The sequence below is a fragment of the Paraferrimonas haliotis genome (genome assembly GCF_002282895.1).
In the GTDB taxonomy this organism is placed as follows: Bacteria; Pseudomonadota; Gammaproteobacteria; order Enterobacterales; family Shewanellaceae; genus Paraferrimonas; species Paraferrimonas haliotis.
Genome location: NZ_NRRB01000002.1, coordinates 108,028 through 125,646, shown reverse-complemented (window position 1 = coordinate 125,646; position 17,619 = coordinate 108,028). Strand labels below are relative to the sequence as shown.

The 17,619-nt window shown below is 47.2% G+C and carries 17 protein-coding genes and 1 tRNA gene; 7 read left to right on the top strand and 11 right to left on the bottom strand.

Annotated elements, in window-relative coordinates; genetic code table 11:
- Window positions 1-27: 27 nt before the first annotated feature.
- Window positions 28-612 (bottom strand): NAD(P)H-dependent oxidoreductase, encoded by a 585-nt coding sequence (locus CLC91_RS04470; protein WP_095498001.1) that lies wholly within the window; start codon window positions 610-612, stop codon window positions 28-30.
- Between the two features lie 107 nt (window positions 613-719).
- On the bottom strand, window positions 720-1,628 hold the full coding sequence (locus CLC91_RS04465; protein WP_095498002.1) for a LysR family transcriptional regulator: 909 nt from the start codon (window positions 1,626-1,628) through the stop codon (window positions 720-722).
- Between the two features lie 169 nt (window positions 1,629-1,797).
- Here CLC91_RS04465 and CLC91_RS04460 point away from each other — a divergent pair, with 169 nt between their 5' ends.
- Entirely contained in the window at window positions 1,798-2,211 is a 414-nt protein-coding gene (locus tag CLC91_RS04460; protein ID WP_095498003.1) for a VOC family protein, read from the top strand.
- A gap of 71 nt (window positions 2,212-2,282) precedes the next feature.
- Window positions 2,283-2,816 (top strand): NADPH-dependent FMN reductase, encoded by a 534-nt coding sequence (locus CLC91_RS04455; protein ID WP_095498004.1) that lies wholly within the window; start codon window positions 2,283-2,285, stop codon window positions 2,814-2,816.
- A 49-nt stretch (window positions 2,817-2,865) separates the two neighbouring features.
- On the opposite strand, the gene CLC91_RS04450 is transcribed toward CLC91_RS04455, so the two are convergent.
- From CLC91_RS04450 to rpsU, 7 genes are all read right to left on the bottom strand, one after another.
- Window positions 2,866-2,942 (bottom strand) — tRNA-Ile (locus tag CLC91_RS04450).
- Between the two features lie 114 nt (window positions 2,943-3,056).
- A complete protein-coding gene (locus CLC91_RS04445; protein ID WP_233132578.1) occupies window positions 3,057-3,767 on the bottom strand; it encodes a DUF5020 family protein in 711 nt (236 codons plus the stop codon).
- A 137-nt stretch (window positions 3,768-3,904) separates the two neighbouring features.
- Window positions 3,905-6,136 carry an OmcA/MtrC family decaheme c-type cytochrome gene (locus CLC91_RS04440; protein WP_158220694.1) on the bottom strand — a complete coding sequence of 744 codons (2,232 nt, stop codon included), beginning with the start codon at window positions 6,134-6,136 and terminating at the stop codon, window positions 3,905-3,907.
- A 216-nt stretch (window positions 6,137-6,352) separates the two neighbouring features.
- Complete coding sequence (gene rpoD / locus CLC91_RS04435; RefSeq protein WP_095498007.1) at window positions 6,353-8,185, bottom strand: RNA polymerase sigma factor RpoD; 1,833 nt, start codon at window positions 8,183-8,185, stop codon at window positions 6,353-6,355.
- Window positions 8,186-8,339: 154 nt separating this feature from the next.
- The gene (dnaG, locus tag CLC91_RS04430; RefSeq protein WP_095498008.1) at window positions 8,340-10,064 is read right to left on the bottom strand and encodes a DNA primase; all 1,725 of its coding nucleotides are present in this window, start codon (window positions 10,062-10,064) and stop codon (window positions 8,340-8,342) included.
- A gap of 146 nt (window positions 10,065-10,210) precedes the next feature.
- Window positions 10,211-10,654 (bottom strand): GatB/YqeY domain-containing protein, encoded by a 444-nt coding sequence (locus CLC91_RS04425; protein WP_095498009.1) that lies wholly within the window; start codon window positions 10,652-10,654, stop codon window positions 10,211-10,213.
- A 6-nt stretch (window positions 10,655-10,660) separates the two neighbouring features.
- Window positions 10,661-10,876: a 30S ribosomal protein S21 gene (gene rpsU, locus CLC91_RS04420; protein ID WP_095498010.1), complete on the bottom strand. Its 216-nt coding sequence runs from the start codon at window positions 10,874-10,876 to the stop codon at window positions 10,661-10,663.
- 201 nt (window positions 10,877-11,077) lie between these two features.
- Here rpsU and tsaD point away from each other — a divergent pair, with 201 nt between their 5' ends.
- On the top strand, window positions 11,078-12,100 hold the full coding sequence (tsaD, locus tag CLC91_RS04415; protein ID WP_095498011.1) for a tRNA (adenosine(37)-N6)-threonylcarbamoyltransferase complex transferase subunit TsaD: 1,023 nt from the start codon (window positions 11,078-11,080) through the stop codon (window positions 12,098-12,100).
- Here tsaD and plsY read toward each other — a convergent pair.
- Entirely contained in the window at window positions 12,097-12,687 is a 591-nt protein-coding gene (gene plsY, locus CLC91_RS04410; protein ID WP_095498012.1) for a glycerol-3-phosphate 1-O-acyltransferase PlsY, read from the bottom strand. The two genes, tsaD and plsY, sit on opposite strands and share 4 nt — an antisense overlap.
- A gap of 130 nt (window positions 12,688-12,817) precedes the next feature.
- On the opposite strand from plsY, the gene folB reads away from it, so the two are divergent.
- From folB to CLC91_RS04395, 3 genes are read left to right on the top strand one after another with little or no spacing between them, the layout of a single operon-like run.
- Window positions 12,818-13,177 carry a dihydroneopterin aldolase gene (folB, locus tag CLC91_RS04405; protein WP_095498013.1) on the top strand — a complete coding sequence of 120 codons (360 nt, stop codon included), beginning with the start codon at window positions 12,818-12,820 and terminating at the stop codon, window positions 13,175-13,177.
- A complete protein-coding gene (folK, locus tag CLC91_RS04400) occupies window positions 13,174-13,677 on the top strand; it encodes a 2-amino-4-hydroxy-6-hydroxymethyldihydropteridine diphosphokinase (protein ID WP_095498014.1) in 504 nt (167 codons plus the stop codon). The genes folB and folK overlap by 4 nt, the downstream gene beginning before the upstream one ends.
- Window positions 13,678-13,686: 9 nt before the next feature.
- Complete coding sequence (locus CLC91_RS04395; protein WP_095498015.1) at window positions 13,687-14,484, top strand: undecaprenyl-diphosphate phosphatase; 798 nt, start codon at window positions 13,687-13,689, stop codon at window positions 14,482-14,484.
- A gap of 142 nt (window positions 14,485-14,626) precedes the next feature.
- Here CLC91_RS04395 and CLC91_RS04390 read toward each other — a convergent pair whose 3' ends face one another.
- Window positions 14,627-15,853, bottom strand: coding sequence for a multifunctional CCA addition/repair protein (locus tag CLC91_RS04390; protein WP_095498016.1), 1,227 nt, complete (start codon window positions 15,851-15,853; stop codon window positions 14,627-14,629).
- Window positions 15,854-15,992: 139 nt separating this feature from the next.
- Between CLC91_RS04390 and CLC91_RS04385 the strand changes: the two genes are divergently transcribed.
- Window positions 15,993-17,618, top strand: a complete 1,626-nt coding sequence (locus tag CLC91_RS04385) for an ExeA family protein (RefSeq protein WP_095500056.1) — start codon at window positions 15,993-15,995, stop codon at window positions 17,616-17,618.
- The last annotated feature ends 1 nt before the right edge of the window (window position 17,619 follow it).

Sequence of the window (17,619 nt, the reverse complement as noted above, 5' to 3'; positions counted from 1 at the left end):
TCTTAACAATGCTAACTGAAAAAAGCGCTAAAAATGGTTACTAATGTGCTCCTCAAAGCGCTTAAAGTCGTTTTCAATATCTGGGTTCTTTAGCACATCGTAACAGGCAAATGTTGGCAGTGCGCTCATGCCGAAGAAGCGAAAGTTAGCGTGCATGTGGAACATCAGATCATCAACGCCTTTGCCTTGGAAAAGATACTCGTTGTCGTTATCGAAAGCTTGCTTTGGCGCGTTAAAGGTGAGACTCAGCATATACTTGGCATTGGTTTTTACACCGCCCGTGCCGTAGTTGTCGGTTGGGGCTTCACTGGTTCGTCCATCAAAGTTACACAAGGTGCCCATCATTCCAGCGCTAAATACTTCATCCATGTATTTTTTGAAGGTCCAAGGAATGGTCATCCAATTGACCGGCGTTTGTAGAATCACCCGGTCGGCCCATTCATAATGTGCTAACTGCTCTTCCATCACTAGCTCGTCTTGCATGGTGACCACTCTTACATCGTGCCCTTTAGCGGTTAGTAAGGTTTGTGCTTTGTCGACAAGGCTTGCATTAAGGCGACCAGCAGAAAACTCGGACGGTTCGTGGGCATTAATAATCAGTACATTACTCATTGGTTTCTCCATGTCTACTTTGTTGTAAATCGCTTAACTTACCGATTTTGAAACGATAGCGATCACAATAGCAAAGAGCAATAGAAATTGACTTGTTCGCTTGAGCGCTAATTCGGCTGTGCTAATTCACTAAACATAAAGTCTATAAAGTGGCGAACCTTTGAGGACATGTGTTTACGGGACGGGTAAATCACATAAACGCCGATTTCTTGTTTTGGAAGCTCTGTGAACAAGGGCACCAGTTTACCGGTTTGCAATTCATCGGTGAGATTGAACGAGGGCACCCGAGTTATTCCTTCACCGGCGAGACATAAGGCCAGCTCCATTTCTGGGCTATTCGTTAGTAAGCGGTTGTTAACGGTTACGTCTACACCGCGACCATCGGTTAGTTGATAGTGCCAGATGTTGGGTTGTTTGAGATTGCTGTAGCTCATGGTGGCATGCGCTGGCAACTCCGTAGGACAACTGGGTGTGCCATGTTTACTTAGGTACGAGGGCGCCGCCACCGTGACACTGTACGCCTGTTCTATTTTTCGACTAACAAGAGTTGAATCTTCCATTTTCATTGAAGCGCGAATTAATAAGTCCCAGCCGTCCGCCACTAAATCAACCTTACGGTCATTTAAGTCCAACTCAACCTGCACTTTCGGGTAACGCTGCATGAATTTGGCAAGGATAGGACGTATTTTTGATAATCCGTAACTCACAGGGCAGCTGATGCGTAACCTGCCTTGGGGCTCTACTTGATGCCCAGCAAGCATGTTTTGTGCGGCATTGGCGTCTTCAACCAGCTGTTCGCATTGCTGATAATACATGGAACCTTCAGGGGTTAGACTAATGCTGCGGGTGGTGCGGTTAAGCAGACGTACCCCGAGGCGCTCTTCCAACTTAGAAACTTCTTTGCTGATGTAAGAGGTAGAGTGGCCGCTAAGTAGCGCCGCTTTGGTAAAGCTGCCACTGTTTACCACTTGGGTAAAAAATACGATGCCATCCAGTAGCTTGCCATCAAATCCCATGGTCTTATTCACCTTTAGAGAGAAGGTTATCTTGCTTATTAGGTCTTATTTGGAAATAAAGTTTAGATAATTAGCTTATTAATCTCAAGGAGGTATCAATGTAATGTGTTCGTTAAGGAATGTAACTTACCTATTAGATAACGAAAACATTGGAAAAAGGAGAAGCAACGTGAGAGAAATAAGTCGAATTAATCACATTGGCCTGCGAGTTAGCAACTTTGAAGTATCGAGAGACTTCTATGGGCTGCTCGGCTTTAATTACATAACCGGACCAGGCGGCCCAGAGCCGGTGGCCATTGTTGAGCATCCAAGTGGTATCAATATCAATTTCATTTTGAATGCCAATCAAACCGATGATGCCAACGTGCTTATGGATGTTGCTACCAAGCATACGGGCTACACCCATGTAGCCATAGAAATATCAGATAAAAAAGCCGTCTTGGAAAAGCTAGAACAATTGAATATTCCTCTCAGCGGAGGTCCAATGGAACATCCTACTGGTACATCATTTTTTATTCGAGACCCAGATAATAACGTGGTTGAATTTATAGAATACAAAGGGTTAGGCGAATTTTTAAAGTAAAGATACCTACTCGTGTGAGTTATTAAAATAAATCGTTTTCTAGTAATTAAGGTTGGATAAAGGGACATCTAATGAAAATAATCGCTTTCGCTGCGAGCAGCAGTTCACAGTCTATCAATAACAAGTTAGTCCAGTATGCCACGAGTCTTATCTCAAATGCCCAAGTCGAAGTACTTGATATCAACGATTACGAGATGCCGCTTTTTAGTGAAGACAGAGAAAAAGAACTTGGACACCCGCAAGCGGCGCAGAGTTTTTTTGAAAAACTTACACAGGCGGATGCGATTCTTATTTCTTTCGCTGAGCACAATGGCTCTTATACCGCAGCGTTTAAAAACTTATTTGATTGGGTCTCGCGCATTGATATGAAGGTTTATCAAGGTAAACCCGTGGTAATGCTCGCCACCTCGCCCGGGCCGGGAGGCGCTGCTAACGTGTTAGCTGCGGCGGTAAATTCAGCCCCTTATTTTGGTGGCGAAGTAGTAGGGCAAGCCTCTGTGAGTCGTTTTTATGATCATTTTGACGCTGAGTCGATGCAGATCCGCTCCGAGACTGTAAAGGCGCTTGTGTTAGAAGCCTTATCCGGGTTGGAGCAGTACCGTTGATTAATAAAAAAGGGTTAGCAACCACTACGGTGCTAACCCTTTCATTATATGGTGGCCCCTCACAGACTTGAACTGTGGACCTAACGATTATGAGTCGTGCGCTCTAACCAACTGAGCTAAGGGGCCAAAAATTTGTTTTCAAAAAACGAGCCAAAGTATACGAAGTTTAGCTTGGCTTGTCATGGTTAACTGTCCGAGTTTCTGAAAAAAAAGCTCTAATTGGTTAACTCTTGTTCAAGATTAAAAGTGATATTTCACCAAAGCGTTTAGGTTGCGCTCATCAACACCGTGGACGCCGAACTTGTTGTTCCAATATACGTATTCAAAGCCAACGTAAAGCTTACCCGGAGCGCCAACCCAAGGGGCGATGTCTAATTTAATTTGTGGGGTAAAATTAAATTGACTGGCTTGATCTCGGGTGCCAGAGGTCCAGTCAATAAAGCCATCAAATAGTATTTCCGTCTTAGAAAACGGGATTGGTAATCCCCAAGTCAAAGTAAACTGTTGATTACTGGCTTGGTCGTTGTCATTGAAACGTTGATAAACGTTGGCGCCAAAATGGCTAAACATAGGGATATTCCAAGCAGTGCCCACACCGGCTAGGTAGTTGTTTTGTGAAAAGCCATTGGAATCATTACCAAATTCCCATGTGGTTGCCACGGAAATGGCTTTAAGCGGTCCGTTGTTCACCTGCATAATGTTAAAGCGTGGTGAGAATTCGCCATAAATCTCACTGTCGCCGTTAAAGGACTCTAGGCGATCGACGAAAAAGAAGGTATCGCCCCAGCTGGCTGCGTTTGCATATTCAAAGGTTGCGACGGTACGGTTGTTATCTCCCAACTCATAATCGGCGCCGCGAAGTGCTGTGACGCTAAAATCCTGAAAGTATAGTTCAGCCTGAGCAGTGGCACTCATTGCCATTAAAGAAGCAAAGCAGAGAGCTTTTTTCATTGTCATTGTCCTTGGAGATGGGATTATTTTATCGGTATTATTGAGCACGGATCCTAAGTAACCAGCGCGTTAAATGCAAGTTGGTGCACACAAAAAAAAGCCCTGCTTTGCAGGGCTTTATTCGATTACTAGGTTAGTTACTTATTGTGAACCACATCGACACCATAGGTTTTGCCTTGTGCATGACACACTGCACAAGATTCAGTGGCAATGTTAGGATCCGTGTTCATGTCTTCAAACAACACCGCGCCATTGGACGAGAAGTGGGCTTGTGCAGACGCGGATACGTGACAGTTTCGACAAGCTTCCGCAATGGGCGATATGTAGTAAGTTGAGGTGTTATCGCTTGCGGCTATTGCGCCCTTACCTGATGCCAAATCACCATTGTCATTAAACAGATTGAACGACGTATGACATGCGGTACAGTCGTTCTCAGGACTTGGGTAGCCCATTAGGCTGCTTGATGAGCCGTCCGTTTCACGATACACAGCTCCTGGAGAATCCCACTGGCCATTATGGAAGCGGTGAGCGACGGTCGACAAATCACGGTTGTAGAATTTAACCGCTTGTACAACCTCATTACCGTCGGCGTCTTTGTATTTAACATCCGAATGTTTAGAACCCGCCCAGGTATTGTTGTGACAATCCATACATTGATTGAAACGAGTAACACCGTGAGAGCCTTTCACATGGGTAAGGTTTTCATGACACGAGTTACAGGTTGCTTCGGTTACCGTACTGCGCATGTCATCTTCCCAGCGAGACATTAAGGCACCACTACCATCGGCATTGGCTAGATTCCAATAAACGGTAGCTGCGGTATTGGCAACGGTTCGACCTGGATTGTCGGCACAGGTCACCAACATGCCGTCGGTTGCACACACTTGTACTTCCGACATTAGGTAGAGATTACCATCAGTTAACATAGCAACTGCCGCATCACTAAGGCCGGTACGCGTGACCGTTAACACACCACCGGAAAGCGTGGCAGTAACGTTGTTATTTGCATTGGTAATGACGTTTAACGTCTGCCCTGAGCGCATAATATCGCCGTTTGCCATTACTTGGCCCCAGTTAATACCTCGGCCTGGATTCGACATGTATGGCGTTAAGTCGAAGTCATCAGCCGGCGCTGCACCATTTACCATCATTGCCGCTTCGACCGTAATGGATTTTGCCGCCACATCGGCGCTCACTTTTTGAATGTCCAGCATTAACGCTTTTTCCGACTCGGCTCTGTCGCCGATACGATGCGCTTCAACTGGGCTAAGACCACCACTGCCGTGACAGCTCGAACAGGTGCTATCGTTGGCTACCTGAATGTTATTACCGTGATTCTCACCAGTAAATGGATTGGTACTGATATGACACGCTACACAGGCTTCGGCAAACGGTGTTTGCCAGCTGTCGGCCTCGTTAGTATGGCAGGTAGTACAATCCTTTAGTTCGGCAGGGTAGCCAATTGATTCGGACAACACCTTACCATTATTGCCGTGAATGCCATGAATCATCGCTGGCAGGTCAAATTCCCAACCCGCGGCAAACGCATCGTCGCTGGCTTTCAGTGCTGGATTATGACAAGCAACACAGGCTTCGGTCGATTGATAGTTACGATGGGCATGGATTTGCGCGATGGTGCCATCGTTATCGCCATGACAAGCAATACAGGCTGCATCCATTACGGTATCTTTGCCGGTGTCATCGACCATATCGCCGGAGGACGGCTGAAAGTCAAAGCGCTTCGATAGTACCTTCTCAGAGATGGCATTACCCATAGAGTCGGTAACGTTATACGCTCTAAAAAACAGTCGATGGGTTAGATCTTGGTCAACACCGTCCATAATAATCGGCGCAGGACCGTCATGCTCCCAAGTACCCATGTAGGTGCCGGGCATCTCTTCCGATTCGGTTAAAGTACACGCGTCATGCTTGGTACCGCGAATGGTGACTGTGCCACCTCCGGGCTGACAATATAAGGTTTGGTGAGGAACCCACTGCTTGGCTGAGCCAAAGTCAGTGTCGTTATCTTTAACATGGGCGTAATAAATTGACACCAAGTTGAGCCCCGAAAATGGTAAATCGGAACCGCTCATGTTTTTGCCCATCATGTTAAAGGTAATGCCAAATTCTGTATCTGGCGCAATCATTACGTCGGCGGGGTCGAGATCAAAACTCGCGTCACTAAAACGTTCAACTGTGGTTACAACATTACCGCCACCCGCTCCTGGGGGGCCCTCAGGACCTTGAGGGCCTTCGGGACCTTGAGGCCCTTGGGCTCCGTCTTTGCCGTCACTGCCACAAGCGGCAATGCTTGCAGCCATTATTACTGATAACAGAATTTTAGCTAAATTGCTCTTGGATTTGACCATTAGAATCTTCCTTACTTCCTGCATATTGTTATAACCGCACACAAAGTGCTGGTTTAATACTAGTCAAAAAATGAGCAGTCAAGAGTGATCAATATCAACTTTTTTGAGATTATTTTCAGTTGATCACAAGACGGGGTTCGCATGCCGTAATAAAGGGCTTTGAGGATCAAAAAAGCCTCGCATTTGCGAGGCTTTTTAACAAGCTAGAGGATTCGGTTATTCATCTAGGAATGACTTTAGAATCTCTGAACGGCTCGGGTGTCGCAATTTGCGTAATGCCTTCGCTTCGATTTGACGAATACGCTCCCGGGTTACGTCGAATTGCTTGCCCACCTCTTCTAGGGTGTGGTCGGTATTCATGTCGATCCCAAAGCGCATGCGCAACACCTTAGCTTCACGAGCAGTTAAGCCGGCTAGCACTTCGTGGGTCGCGTTCTTGAGGCTCTCTCCAGTGGCCGATTCTACAGGCAACTCTAAAGTGGTGTCCTCAATAAAATCACCTAAATGCGAATCTTCATCGTCACCGATGGGCGTCTCCATTGAGATAGGCTCTTTGGCGATTTTCAGCACTTTGCGGATTTTGTCTTCTGGCATCAACATGCGCTCTGCTAACTCTTCCGGCGTCGGTTCGCGTCCCATCTCTTGCAGCATTTGGCGAGAGATACGGTTCAGTTTATTGATGGTTTCAATCATGTGAACCGGAATACGAATGGTTCGAGCTTGGTCGGCAATCGAACGAGTGATTGCTTGTCGGATCCACCAAGTTGCATAGGTAGAAAACTTGTAACCACGGCGATATTCAAACTTATCAACGGCTTTCATAAGACCGATGTTACCTTCCTGAATGAGATCCAAGAATTGTAAGCCGCGGTTGGTGTATTTCTTCGCAATCGAGATCACCAAACGCAAGTTCGCTTCAACCATTTCCTTTTTAGCGCGACGAGCTTTTGCTTCGCCGATAGACATACGGCGATTGATGTCTTTAATGTTGGAAATAACCAAACCGGTTTCTTGCTCAACGGCAACCAACTTGGCGCGGCAACGTTCTAGGTCATGTTCCAGCATGCGCAACCCTTCCGCGTGAGGTTTGCCGGAAGCCATTTCTTTTTCTAACCAGTTGCTGCTGGTTTCATTGCCTGGGAATACCTTAACGAAGGTTTTCTTAGGCATGTATGCCTGTTCAACCGCCATTTTCAGAATTAGACGCTCTTGGGTACGAACCCTTTCCATCATAGTTCGCATGCTTGAAACAATGGCATCGAACTGTTTTGGAATTAGGCGGAAGTCTTGGAATTCTTCGGTTATCTTCTTGATAGCCTTCTTAGAGTCTGCGTGAGCACGACCTTTCTTTTCAATGACTTTTTGTGCAGCTTCATAGGCGGCGCGAAGGGCGTCGAAGCGCTCTTTAGCAAGCTCAGGATCGGGACCTTTGTCTTCCTCTTCTTCGCTCTCTTCATCATTGTCGTCGTCTTCGTCTTCTAATTCCTCTTCAGACAACGCTGAGCCGACATGGGTAGCTGTTGGGGCTACGCTGCCATCATCGTTAGGGTCGACAAAACCGGTGATAATGTCCGAGAGTCTCATCTCTTCGGCTTCGTACTTGTCGTATTGATCAAGGATGTAGGAAATTGCCGCAGGATATTCCGCTACAGAAGTTTGGACAGAATTAATGCCCTCTTCGATGCGCTTGGCAATACCAATCTCACCTTCGCGCGTCAGCAATTCAACAGTACCCATCTCACGCATGTACATGCGAACAGGATCCGTGGTACGTCCTAATTCACTTTCTACCGTAGCCAGTGCTTGAGCCGCAGCTTCTACCGCGTCTTCGTCGGTAGCGTCTTCAGACATCATTAGAGTATCGTTGTCCGGTGCTTCTTCAAACACTTGGATACCCATGTCGTTGATCATCTGAATAATATCTTCGATCTGGTCAGAATCAACCATATCAGCAGGGAGGTGATCATTTACTTGAGCGTAGGTCAAATAACCTTGCTCTTTACCTTTTGCCAGCAACAACTTAAATTGCGACTGCGGAGTTTGATCCATAGATACCATCCAATTAGGAATTTACATACAACAAGCAGCACCGAGGGTGCTGCGCAAACCAACAATTATAGACATTTTAGTGCTCACTTACTAGTGCAAGCGATGCGCTTGTCCATTATTTATTTCAAAAAAATACCTATGTAGTTTTTCATACTTAGGTCTGATTTTGCTTCATTTTAGCAATCAATGCTGCTAACTGCCTTTTTTCTACTGAGGTTAACTCGGTCTTAGCGCTTAATTGCTGATAACGCTGCTCTAAGTATTGATTATTAAGCCAATACAACGCTCGTTTAAAATCGGCCACCATGTTTTTCTGTGCGATTTGGTGTTCCCATTGAGCTAACCGCGTTAACGCTTTCCAATGCTCAGTGTCTCGATACAGTTCTAGCAATTGCCCGCTTGATAATTGCCGCTCTCGAGTTTTATCCAATAAATCCGCGAGCAATTGTACGCCAGGCATTTGCAAATGAGACAGCACAGGTTGCAATTTCATGCCATAGCCTAGTGAAGGCGTTTGAATTAACAGTGCGATGGCCAATCTTAATGGCGTACCGCGCCCCTTTAGCCCTTGTTGCTCGGTTGCTTTAGGCGCTTGGCTAAAGCCAAACTTACGCTTAAGTTCAGCGGCTGAGTTGAGGCGCAAACGATAGGCCAAAGCTTCTAATAGGGTTTCTTGAAGAACGGTATCTTTGACTTTTTCGATCAAGCCTAGAGCCTGTTTGGCTAAACTACCGTCTTCTACTCGATGGGTTTGGGATAAGCCTTCAAATAAAAATTGGTGAAGCGGTGTGGCCTGCTGAACTTGTGCTTCGAAGGCCTCTTTGCCGTGCTTGCGCACAAAGGTATCGGGATCTTCACCGTCGGGTAAAAACATAAATTTAAGTTGATCGCCAGGCCTAAGTTGCGGCAACGCGGTTTCCATTGCTCGCCAAGCGGCTTCACGTCCAGCTCTATCGCCGTCGTAGCAACAAACCACGGTGTTGGCTGTTCGCTGCAAAAGCTGCATTTGCTCAGCGGTTGTGCTGGTGCCAAGCGACGCTACCGCGTAGTCGATACCAAATTGGGCTAAGGCGACCACGTCCATATACCCTTCAACGATCAGCACTTGCTCAGGGGAACGAATGGCTTGTTTAAGCTCGTAGAGCCCATAAAGCTCTTGCCCTTTATGGAAGATAGGTGTTTCTGGTGAGTTGAGGTATTTCGGGGTGCCGTCGCCCAGCACACGACCTCCAAACCCAACCACTCGGCCTCGACGATCGCGAATGGGGAACATTAAACGGTCGCGAAAGCGGTCGTATCGACGCCCTTGATCGTTTTCAATAAGCACTCCGGTCTCGACCAACTTATCGATGTCAGTGGGCACTTGCTTAAACTGAGACATGATGCCATCCCAGGCATCCGGCGCGAAACCGATTCGAAAAGCTTTTACCACCTCGGGGGAGAGCCCACGCTGCTTAAGATAATCGATGACTTTTTGACGATCGGCATGATGACGAAGTTGCGCTTGATAGTATCGCCCAGCTGATTCCATCAGTTCGTATAAATCTTGGGAGGGACGAGGCGTTCTAGGGGCTTGTGACCCTTCTTCGCGGATGACTTCAAGGCCATGTAACCCTGCTAACTCTTCAATGGCATCAGGGAAATCTAAACGGTCATATTCCATCAAAAAATCGATGGCATTGCCATGAGCGCCACAGCCGAAACAGTGATAAAACTGCTTGTCTTGGCTGACGGTGAAGCTGGGGGTTTTCTCGCCGTGGAAAGGGCAACATGCGGAGTAATTTTTACCCGCCTTTTTTAAAGTGACGCGGCTATCCACCAGAGACACGATATCGGTTCTGGCCAACAGGTCATTAATAAAATCCCTTGCTATCGGCATCGATGTCCAAGCTGAATATTGAGCGGAGAAATAGCTTAACCCATATTGAAACAGAGAAAAACCGTTTTAGTCGCCGTCGTTATTGAAACACAAAAACAAGCAAGCCGAGCATGAGCTCGGCTTGAATGTGTCTGGCAGTTGAAATCTTAAGCAAGTCGCGAACGAATGATGCCGGATAGGGCACCCATGTCTGCACGACCTTGTACTTGAGGTTTCAAAATTCCCATCACTTTGCCCATATCTTGCATGCCGGTTGCTCCAGAATCACTGATAGCGGCATCCACTAAAGCATCGATTTCTTGCTGCGATAGAGCTTGAGGTAAGAAGGTTTTCAATACTTCAATTTCTGCAGCTTCGACGTCGGCCAACTCTTGACGGCCAGCGGCCTCGTATTGGCTGATAGAATCTTTACGTTGCTTAACCATTTTGGTGAGCACAGCAATAACGTCGCTTTCAGACAGCTCTTGGCGGGTATCCACTTCGATCTGCTTAACAGCGGCTAATGCTAAACGTATGGTTCCCAAGCGCGCTTTATCTTTTGCGCGCATGGCAACTTTCTGTTCTTCTTTAAGTTGAGCTAAAGTCGACATAAGGAATTAGTATAAGCGAACGCGACGAGCGTTTTCGCGAGCCAACTTCTTCAAGTGACGCTTAGCAGCAGCTGCTTTAGCGCGCTTACGAGCAGTAGTTGGTTTTTCGTAGTGTTCACGACGACGAACTTCAGACAAGATGCCTGCTTTCTCACAAGAGCGCTTGAAACGGCGCAGAGCTACATCAAATGGTTCGTTTTCGCGTACTTTGATAATTGGCATATGCCTCTCACCTTACCTTGGATTTTATCCGTTGAGGTGACCAAACGAGTGGCCACACAGGGTTCAAAAAATGGTGCGGAATTCTAAACCGAATTTATGGCCTTTGTAAAGTGTAAAGTTAAACCAAGTTCTAAAAAACTAGCTTAAGCTATGATTGCAGAGTAGAATTGCGGCCTTTAATTTCAACGAGAGTGTCTGTTCATGCGAGTGTTAGGTATTGAAACCTCATGTGATGAAACCGGTGTTGCTATTTACGATGACCAACAAGGTTTGATGGCGCACAGCCTATACAGTCAGGTCAAATTGCACGCTGATTATGGCGGAGTGGTTCCAGAACTCGCGTCACGGGATCATGTGCGTAAAATTATTCCTTTGATTAATGAAACCATCACACAGGCCGGTCTTTCGGCAGACGATATCGATGCTGTTGCTTACACAAAAGGACCTGGCCTTATTGGCGCCGTTTTAGTGGGGGCCTGTGTAGGTCGAGCTTTAGCATTTGCATGGGATAAGCCCGCCCTCGGTGTTCATCATATGGAAGGCCACTTGTTAGCTCCCATGCTTGAAGACAATCCGCCTCAATTTCCTTTCCTAGCTTGCTTGGTTTCCGGCGGGCATACTCAACTGGTGGCCGTTGAAGGTATTGGACAATATCAATTGTTGGGTGAGTCGATTGACGATGCAGCGGGCGAAGCTTTTGACAAAACCGCAAAATTACTGGGGCTTGATTACCCCGGCGGACCTTTGCTGGCTCAATTAGCCACTCAAGGCGTGGATGGCCGCTTTAAATTTCCCCGTCCAATGACGGACCGCCCGGGTCTTGATTTTAGTTTCAGTGGTTTAAAAACGTTTGCGGCCAATACCATTGCCGCTCATAAGGACGACGTTGATGCGGACCAAACTCGCGCCGATATTGCGTTAGCGTTCGAACAAGCTGTGGTGGACACGCTTGCAATTAAATGCAAACGGGCGCTCAAGCAAACCGGCTATAAGCGTTTGGTTATCGCGGGTGGTGTTTCAGCTAACAAGCGCCTGCAACAAGGGCTTGGAGATCTGATGAAATCCATAGGCGGTAGCGTTTATTATCCCCGTAATGAGTTTTGTACCGATAACGGTGCCATGATTGCTTATGCTGGACTGCAACGTTTGAAAGCGGGTGAAAGAGAAGGGTTGGCAGTGCAAGGCAAGCCGCGTTGGCCTCTGACTGAGTTAGCGCCCCTTTAATTTCCCCTCTTGAACTTTCCCTCTTGACCCCGCATTAAGCGGGTAATGTTGGCGCGATGGCGAACAATGATGAGTGTTGAGAGCATCGCCATCGGGATGGTAAATCGGTCATCTAAAAAGTGGCTGTAAATCGGCGCTAACAATGACGTGATGATGGCGGCAAGGGATGAATATCGGCAAATTGCAAAGGTCACTATCCAGGTCACAATCAGCATTAACGCGAATGTTGGACTTATCGGAGCCACCGCACCAAAGGCAGTTGCTACGCCTTTACCGCCTTTGAAGTTGAAAAAGATGGGGTAAATGTGCCCGAGACAGGCGGCAATAGCAATGATACCTAACCACACCGGCTCGATTCCTAAAAAATAAGAACCGTATACTGGAATTGTCCCTTTTAGTACATCCACCAAAAGCACTTGAACCGCATGGAAGGGGCCGCCAAGTCTTAACACATTGGTGGCTCCGGGATTTTGAGAGCCCTGTGCTCGTGGATCCGGAAGGCCGTAGATTCGACAAATGATGATGGCACCAGACAGCGAGCCCATCAAATAAGCTGCTACGATTACAATCGCTATTAAAGGTGTCATGTTTCGTTTGTTGTCCTGTGCGTTTCTCGATATGATGCGCGCAACTTATTTTAATGCGGTTTTGCATTGCGAATTCTATCCCTAGTTAGGATACCCTAACCTAGCACATAAGTACCAGAGCGGAGGCACAGTGGATCGCGTAATCATCGAATCTTTACGAGTGGATACCATCATCGGTATTCTCGATTGGGAAAAAGAAGTCAAACAAACGCTGTTGTTGGACTTGGAAATGCTTTGGGATCAGTCTAAAGCGGCCGCCACTGATGATTACCAGTATGCTTTGTGCTACGCATCGGTGTCACAAGCCGTTTCCGATATGATTACGGCGCAACCAATTGGTTTAGTTGAAACGGTTGCTGAGCGGACCGCAGCTTTAGTTATGGAGCAGTTCAAGGTGTTAGGCATTAAAGTTCGCGTCCGTAAGTTAGCCGCCATTGCTAATGTAAATTCAGTGGGCGTAGAAATCGTAAGAGGACAGTGGAGTAAATGACGCAGCAAATATACATCTCTTTAGGCAGCAACATTGATGCTCGTTATCATCTAACACAAGCGCTTGATGCACTTGCGGCTGAATTTGGAGAGTTGACGTTATCGAGTGTATTTGAAAGCGAAGCAGTTGGCTTTAGGGGCGATAATTTCTTGAATATGGTGGTTGGTGCTAAAACCGACAGAAGCATCGAGCAAGTTGTTGCCTGTTTTAAAAGCATTGAAGCGGCTAATGGGCGCATTAAGCAAGCGCAAAAATTCAGTCCAAGAACCTTAGATCTGGATTTGCTTACTTATGGCGATACCGTTTGTCAGCACCCCATAGAGTTACCTCGGGATGAAATTACAAAGAATGCCTTTGTTTTGTGGCCATTAGCCGAGATTGCAGCGCTCGAATTGCACCCGATTCTTAATCAAGACTATCAAACGCTATGGAATGAGTACGATAAAGCTCAGAAGCTTTGGAAAATCGAATTTCAGTGGCCAAAAGACCCAACCAATTAGGACTTAATCATGGATATGTTTCAGCTCATCGTATTAGCGCTTGTTCAAGGGTTTACTGAATTTCTTCCCATTTCATCGTCAGCTCATCTCATTCTGCCGTCGGCACTGCTTGGTTGGCCTGACCAAGGCTTAGCCTTTGATGTATCGCTGCACGTAGGAAGCCTACTCGCAGTGATTTGGTATTTTAGAAAAGAAGTGGTGGAGTTGCTGCAATCTTGGTTTGCCTCTTTGACGGGAAAGCACACCCCTCAGTCGCGTTTGGCTTGGTTGATCATATTAGCAACCATACCGGCGGTTATTGCAGGGCTATTGCTTAACGATTTAGTCAGCACTGTTTTACGCGGACCTTGGGTCATTGCAGCGACCACCATAATTTTTGGCTTACTGCTGTGGTATGCCGATCGCAATCCGCCTCAACAACAAGATGAAATGTCATTGAGCTGGAAGCAAGCCTTGTTTGTAGGCATCGCCCAAGCCATCGCCATTGTTCCTGGAACCTCTCGTTCCGGTATCACAATTACCGCAGGCCTTATGCTCGGGCTTACCCGCACAGCCGCGGCTCGATTTTCATTTCTAATGTCTATTCCTACCATTCTTGGCGCGGGTACACTTATGACGGTCAAGCTGGTTGAATCTAAAGTGGATGTCATTTGGCATGAGCTGTTTTTGGGAGCGGTTATTAGTTTTGTCGCCGCTTACGTATGTATTTACTTCTTTATGAAGATCATACAGCGCATGGGTATGATGCCATTTGTTATTTACCGGCTAGCGCTTGGTATCGTTTTACTGTACGTGTTCGTTTTTTAGTATTCCTTAGGGGACGTACCCCGGCACCACGCAAATTCCGTCGGGGGGACGTACCCCAGCCTTATAATCGCTTAATTATTAAGCATTATCGAGAGTGGGGTACGTCCCCTATCGATTTTGGGGGAAATAGGGGGTACGTCCCCTATTGGTGCTGAGCTTTGTATTGCTTAAGCGCGTGGATGCGATTTTGGGTGAGCTGGGTGCGGATGTCGGCACCTTGGTATCCGGCGGCGATGATGTCCTGCACAGAGACCGCACTTGCGCACTCGAACGCTTGGTTTAAGTAGCTACGTTGGCCGTATTCGATGCGCTCAAATCCCAATCGGCCTTGGCTATCTGCTTGGCAAGCGTCCAGCAACTTCTCTAATCTGTGCGGCTTTCTCCAAAAATCGGCTTTGTCGAATATTTTCAGCAGTGTTTCAGGTCTTAACTCCGTGACCTTGTGAATATTTCCATGCTGATCCGATACCAATAACGCCAAATCGCGACAATCGTTAGGAACTCGTAACCGCTTGCACAGTTTTTTTATGGGCTTTAATCCTAACTGGCCATGACCGTGATGTTTGGGCCAGTTCGACGAAGGTGTTAGGGCTTTGCCAAGATCATGAGTTAATACCGCAAACCGAGTCGGCAAGTCTTGGGTTATCAAGGCACAAGCTTGCAAACACAATAGGGTATGTATGCCTGTGTCTATTTCTGGGTGCCATTTTTCTGGTTGTGGTACACCAAACAAGTTATCTACCTCGGGCAACACTTCAGCCAGCGCACCGCAATCACGTAATACTTGAAAAAATACATGAGGAGAGCGGGCCCGCAAGCCGCCTTCTAGTTCCTGCCAAACTCGCTCAGGGGTTAGGTGGCTTAATTCTCCCCGTGCTACCATCGATTGCATCAAGGTTTGAGTCTCGTCGGCGACGCTGAATCCTAAGTGATGGAGGCGGGCTGCGAAACGAGCTACTCGTAATACACGCAATGGATCTTCACTAAAGGCGGGAGACACGTGCCTAAGCAGTTTCAGCTGAAGGTCTTGTTGGCCATTAAAGGGGTCGTATAATGTTCCCGCTTGATCTTGAGCAATGGCATTTATGGTGAGATCGCGACGCTGTAGATCTTGTTCTAACGTAACGTCTGGGGCAAAGTGGCAGTCAAAGCCGGTATAGCCGACGCCTGACTTACGCTCGATGCGAGCCAATGCATATTCCTCACCACTCTCTGGGTGTAAAAAAACAGGGAAGTCTTTACCGACCGATTGAAAGCCTTGATTGATCATTTGTTCGGCGGTAGCCCCGACAACCAAATAGTCATTGTCTTTACTGGGAAGCCCGAGCAACTGATCTCTTACGGCGCCACCGACTAAATATACTTGCACTTGGAAAACCTTGTTTCTGGCGAATAGCGTCAGTCTACACAGGGCGTGCGCTTGAGCGCAAATCAGCGCTCGTTTTTTGACATAGTCCTATCAGCAGGATACTTTTATCTTTAGTCATTTATTTAGAGTTAACTACGCCATGTATCAGGCTTTTTATGGGTTATCGGAAGGACCATTCTCTATTGCCCCGAACCCCAAATATCTTTTTCAAAGTGCTCGTCATCGCGACGCGCTCACCCACTTAACCTACGGGCTCGGCGAAACCGGTGGTTTTGTTTTGTTGACCGGAGAAGTCGGTACGGGCAAGACAACCGTTTCGAGAACCTTGTTACAACAGTTGCCGGAAAACACGGATACGGCCTTTATTCTTAATCCCAGTCTGACCGAGTTGGAATTGTTGGCCACCTTGTGCGATGAACTAGGTATCAAGTACCCACAACAACCCAGCTTAAAGCAGTTAACGGATTGCATAAGCGAATTTTTGAGTAGCAATCACCAAGCTGGTCGCAATACGGTGCTCATCATCGATGAGGCTCAACATTTGCGAGCGGAAGTCTTAGAGCAACTGCGATTGCTCACTAATCTGGAAACGGATACCAAAAAACTCTTACAGGTGATTCTGATTGGTCAGCCTGAACTGCAACAGCTGTTGCGGCGCAAAGAGCTTAGGCAGCTCGCACAGCGCATTACGGCCCGTTATCACTTAATGCCACTAACCGAGAAAGAGGTGGCAAGCTATGTGGGGCATCGTTTGCAAGTGGGCGGGCGTGCGCAACCGCTGTTTGATGCCGGTGCTATTAAGGCACTTCATAAAGCCTCATCAGGCGTTCCACGGTTAATCAATTTGATAGCAGAACGCTCGTTACTGGCCGGCTTTGCAAATCAATTGGCCGTTATTGATAAGAAAACGGTTGCCGCGGCAGCTGTCGAAGTATTGGGTGTAGAGGAGCCTGCTGAGACAAGCTCTCAATCATGGGTACCCTGGGCCATCAGCGGTGTATTATTGGTGTTACTGATAACCTCATTTTTGTGGCGTCATGGTGACCTGTTTTTACCGGAAGAGCATCAGCAAAATCGCTTCCCTAAAAAGCAAGTTGTTAGCCCACAGCCTCAGTTGCCAGCTGCTACGCAGCCGCCGCAACAGACCAGCCTTACCACACCGAGTGAACCGGATTTAACGGCCATTATTGAGCAAGCTGAAGACATTGATTTATCGTTCGCAGCCTTATTTGATCTTTGGCAGCAACCACTCTACAAAGGCTTGACGCCATGCCAATCAGCTAAACGCAATGGTTTAAGCTGTTACCAACAACAAGGAAATTTTCGCACCATTGCTCGCATTGACTATCCGGCTGTGGTTTATATGCAGCAACAAAATCAACGCTTTTACGCGGCTCTGATCGCGGTTGATGGTGAGCAGCTGCTATTGCAACTCGCTGAACAACGGATTTGGGTATCACAGGCTTGGTTCGATCAGCGATTCAGCGGGACTTTTGAGATTTTATGGGTCAAGCCGGCAATGCCGTTGCAGGCAATAGGTCCAGGCTCGCAAGGCAAGCAAGTTCAGTGGTTGGAAGACAGTTTAGCTCGTGTTGCGGGTACCACCCCCAAATTGCGCCAGCAATTTGATCAAGAGTTGGCTAATCAAGTTGAAACATTTCAACAAGATAACGGCTTGATCGTCGATGGCATTGCAGGACGAGAAACCCTAATTCACCTTAATTTACGAGTCAGTAATACTGGCCCGCGCTTAGGGACTTTGTAAT

Bases quoted from the DNA above. Each gene is read 5' to 3' on its own strand.
- CLC91_RS04425 (WP_095498009.1), bottom strand. From the start codon at position 10,654: ATGTCGACTTTAGCTCAACTTAAAGAAGAACAGAAAGTTGCCATGCGC.
- CLC91_RS04445 (WP_233132578.1), bottom strand. From the start codon at position 3,767: ATGAAAAAAGCTCTCTGCTTTGCTTCTTTAATGGCAATGAGTGCCACT.
- rpoD (WP_095498007.1), bottom strand. From the start codon at position 8,185: ATGGATCAAACTCCGCAGTCGCAATTTAAGTTGTTGCTGGCAAAAGGT.
- CLC91_RS04385 (WP_095500056.1), top strand. From the start codon at position 15,993: ATGTATCAGGCTTTTTATGGGTTATCGGAAGGACCATTCTCTATTGCC.
- CLC91_RS04465 (WP_095498002.1), bottom strand. From the start codon at position 1,628: ATGGGATTTGATGGCAAGCTACTGGATGGCATCGTATTTTTTACCCAA.
- CLC91_RS04470 (WP_095498001.1), bottom strand. From the start codon at position 612: ATGAGTAATGTACTGATTATTAATGCCCACGAACCGTCCGAGTTTTCT.
- dnaG (WP_095498008.1), bottom strand. From the start codon at position 10,064: ATGCCGATAGCAAGGGATTTTATTAATGACCTGTTGGCCAGAACCGAT.
- folK (WP_095498014.1), top strand. From the start codon at position 13,174: ATGACGCAGCAAATATACATCTCTTTAGGCAGCAACATTGATGCTCGT.
- tsaD (WP_095498011.1), top strand. From the start codon at position 11,078: ATGCGAGTGTTAGGTATTGAAACCTCATGTGATGAAACCGGTGTTGCT.
- CLC91_RS04395 (WP_095498015.1), top strand. From the start codon at position 13,687: ATGGATATGTTTCAGCTCATCGTATTAGCGCTTGTTCAAGGGTTTACT.
- plsY (WP_095498012.1), bottom strand. From the start codon at position 12,687: ATGACACCTTTAATAGCGATTGTAATCGTAGCAGCTTATTTGATGGGC.
- CLC91_RS04440 (WP_158220694.1), bottom strand. From the start codon at position 6,136: ATGGTCAAATCCAAGAGCAATTTAGCTAAAATTCTGTTATCAGTAATA.
- rpsU (WP_095498010.1), bottom strand. From the start codon at position 10,876: ATGCCAATTATCAAAGTACGCGAAAACGAACCATTTGATGTAGCTCTG.
- CLC91_RS04455 (WP_095498004.1), top strand. From the start codon at position 2,283: ATGAAAATAATCGCTTTCGCTGCGAGCAGCAGTTCACAGTCTATCAAT.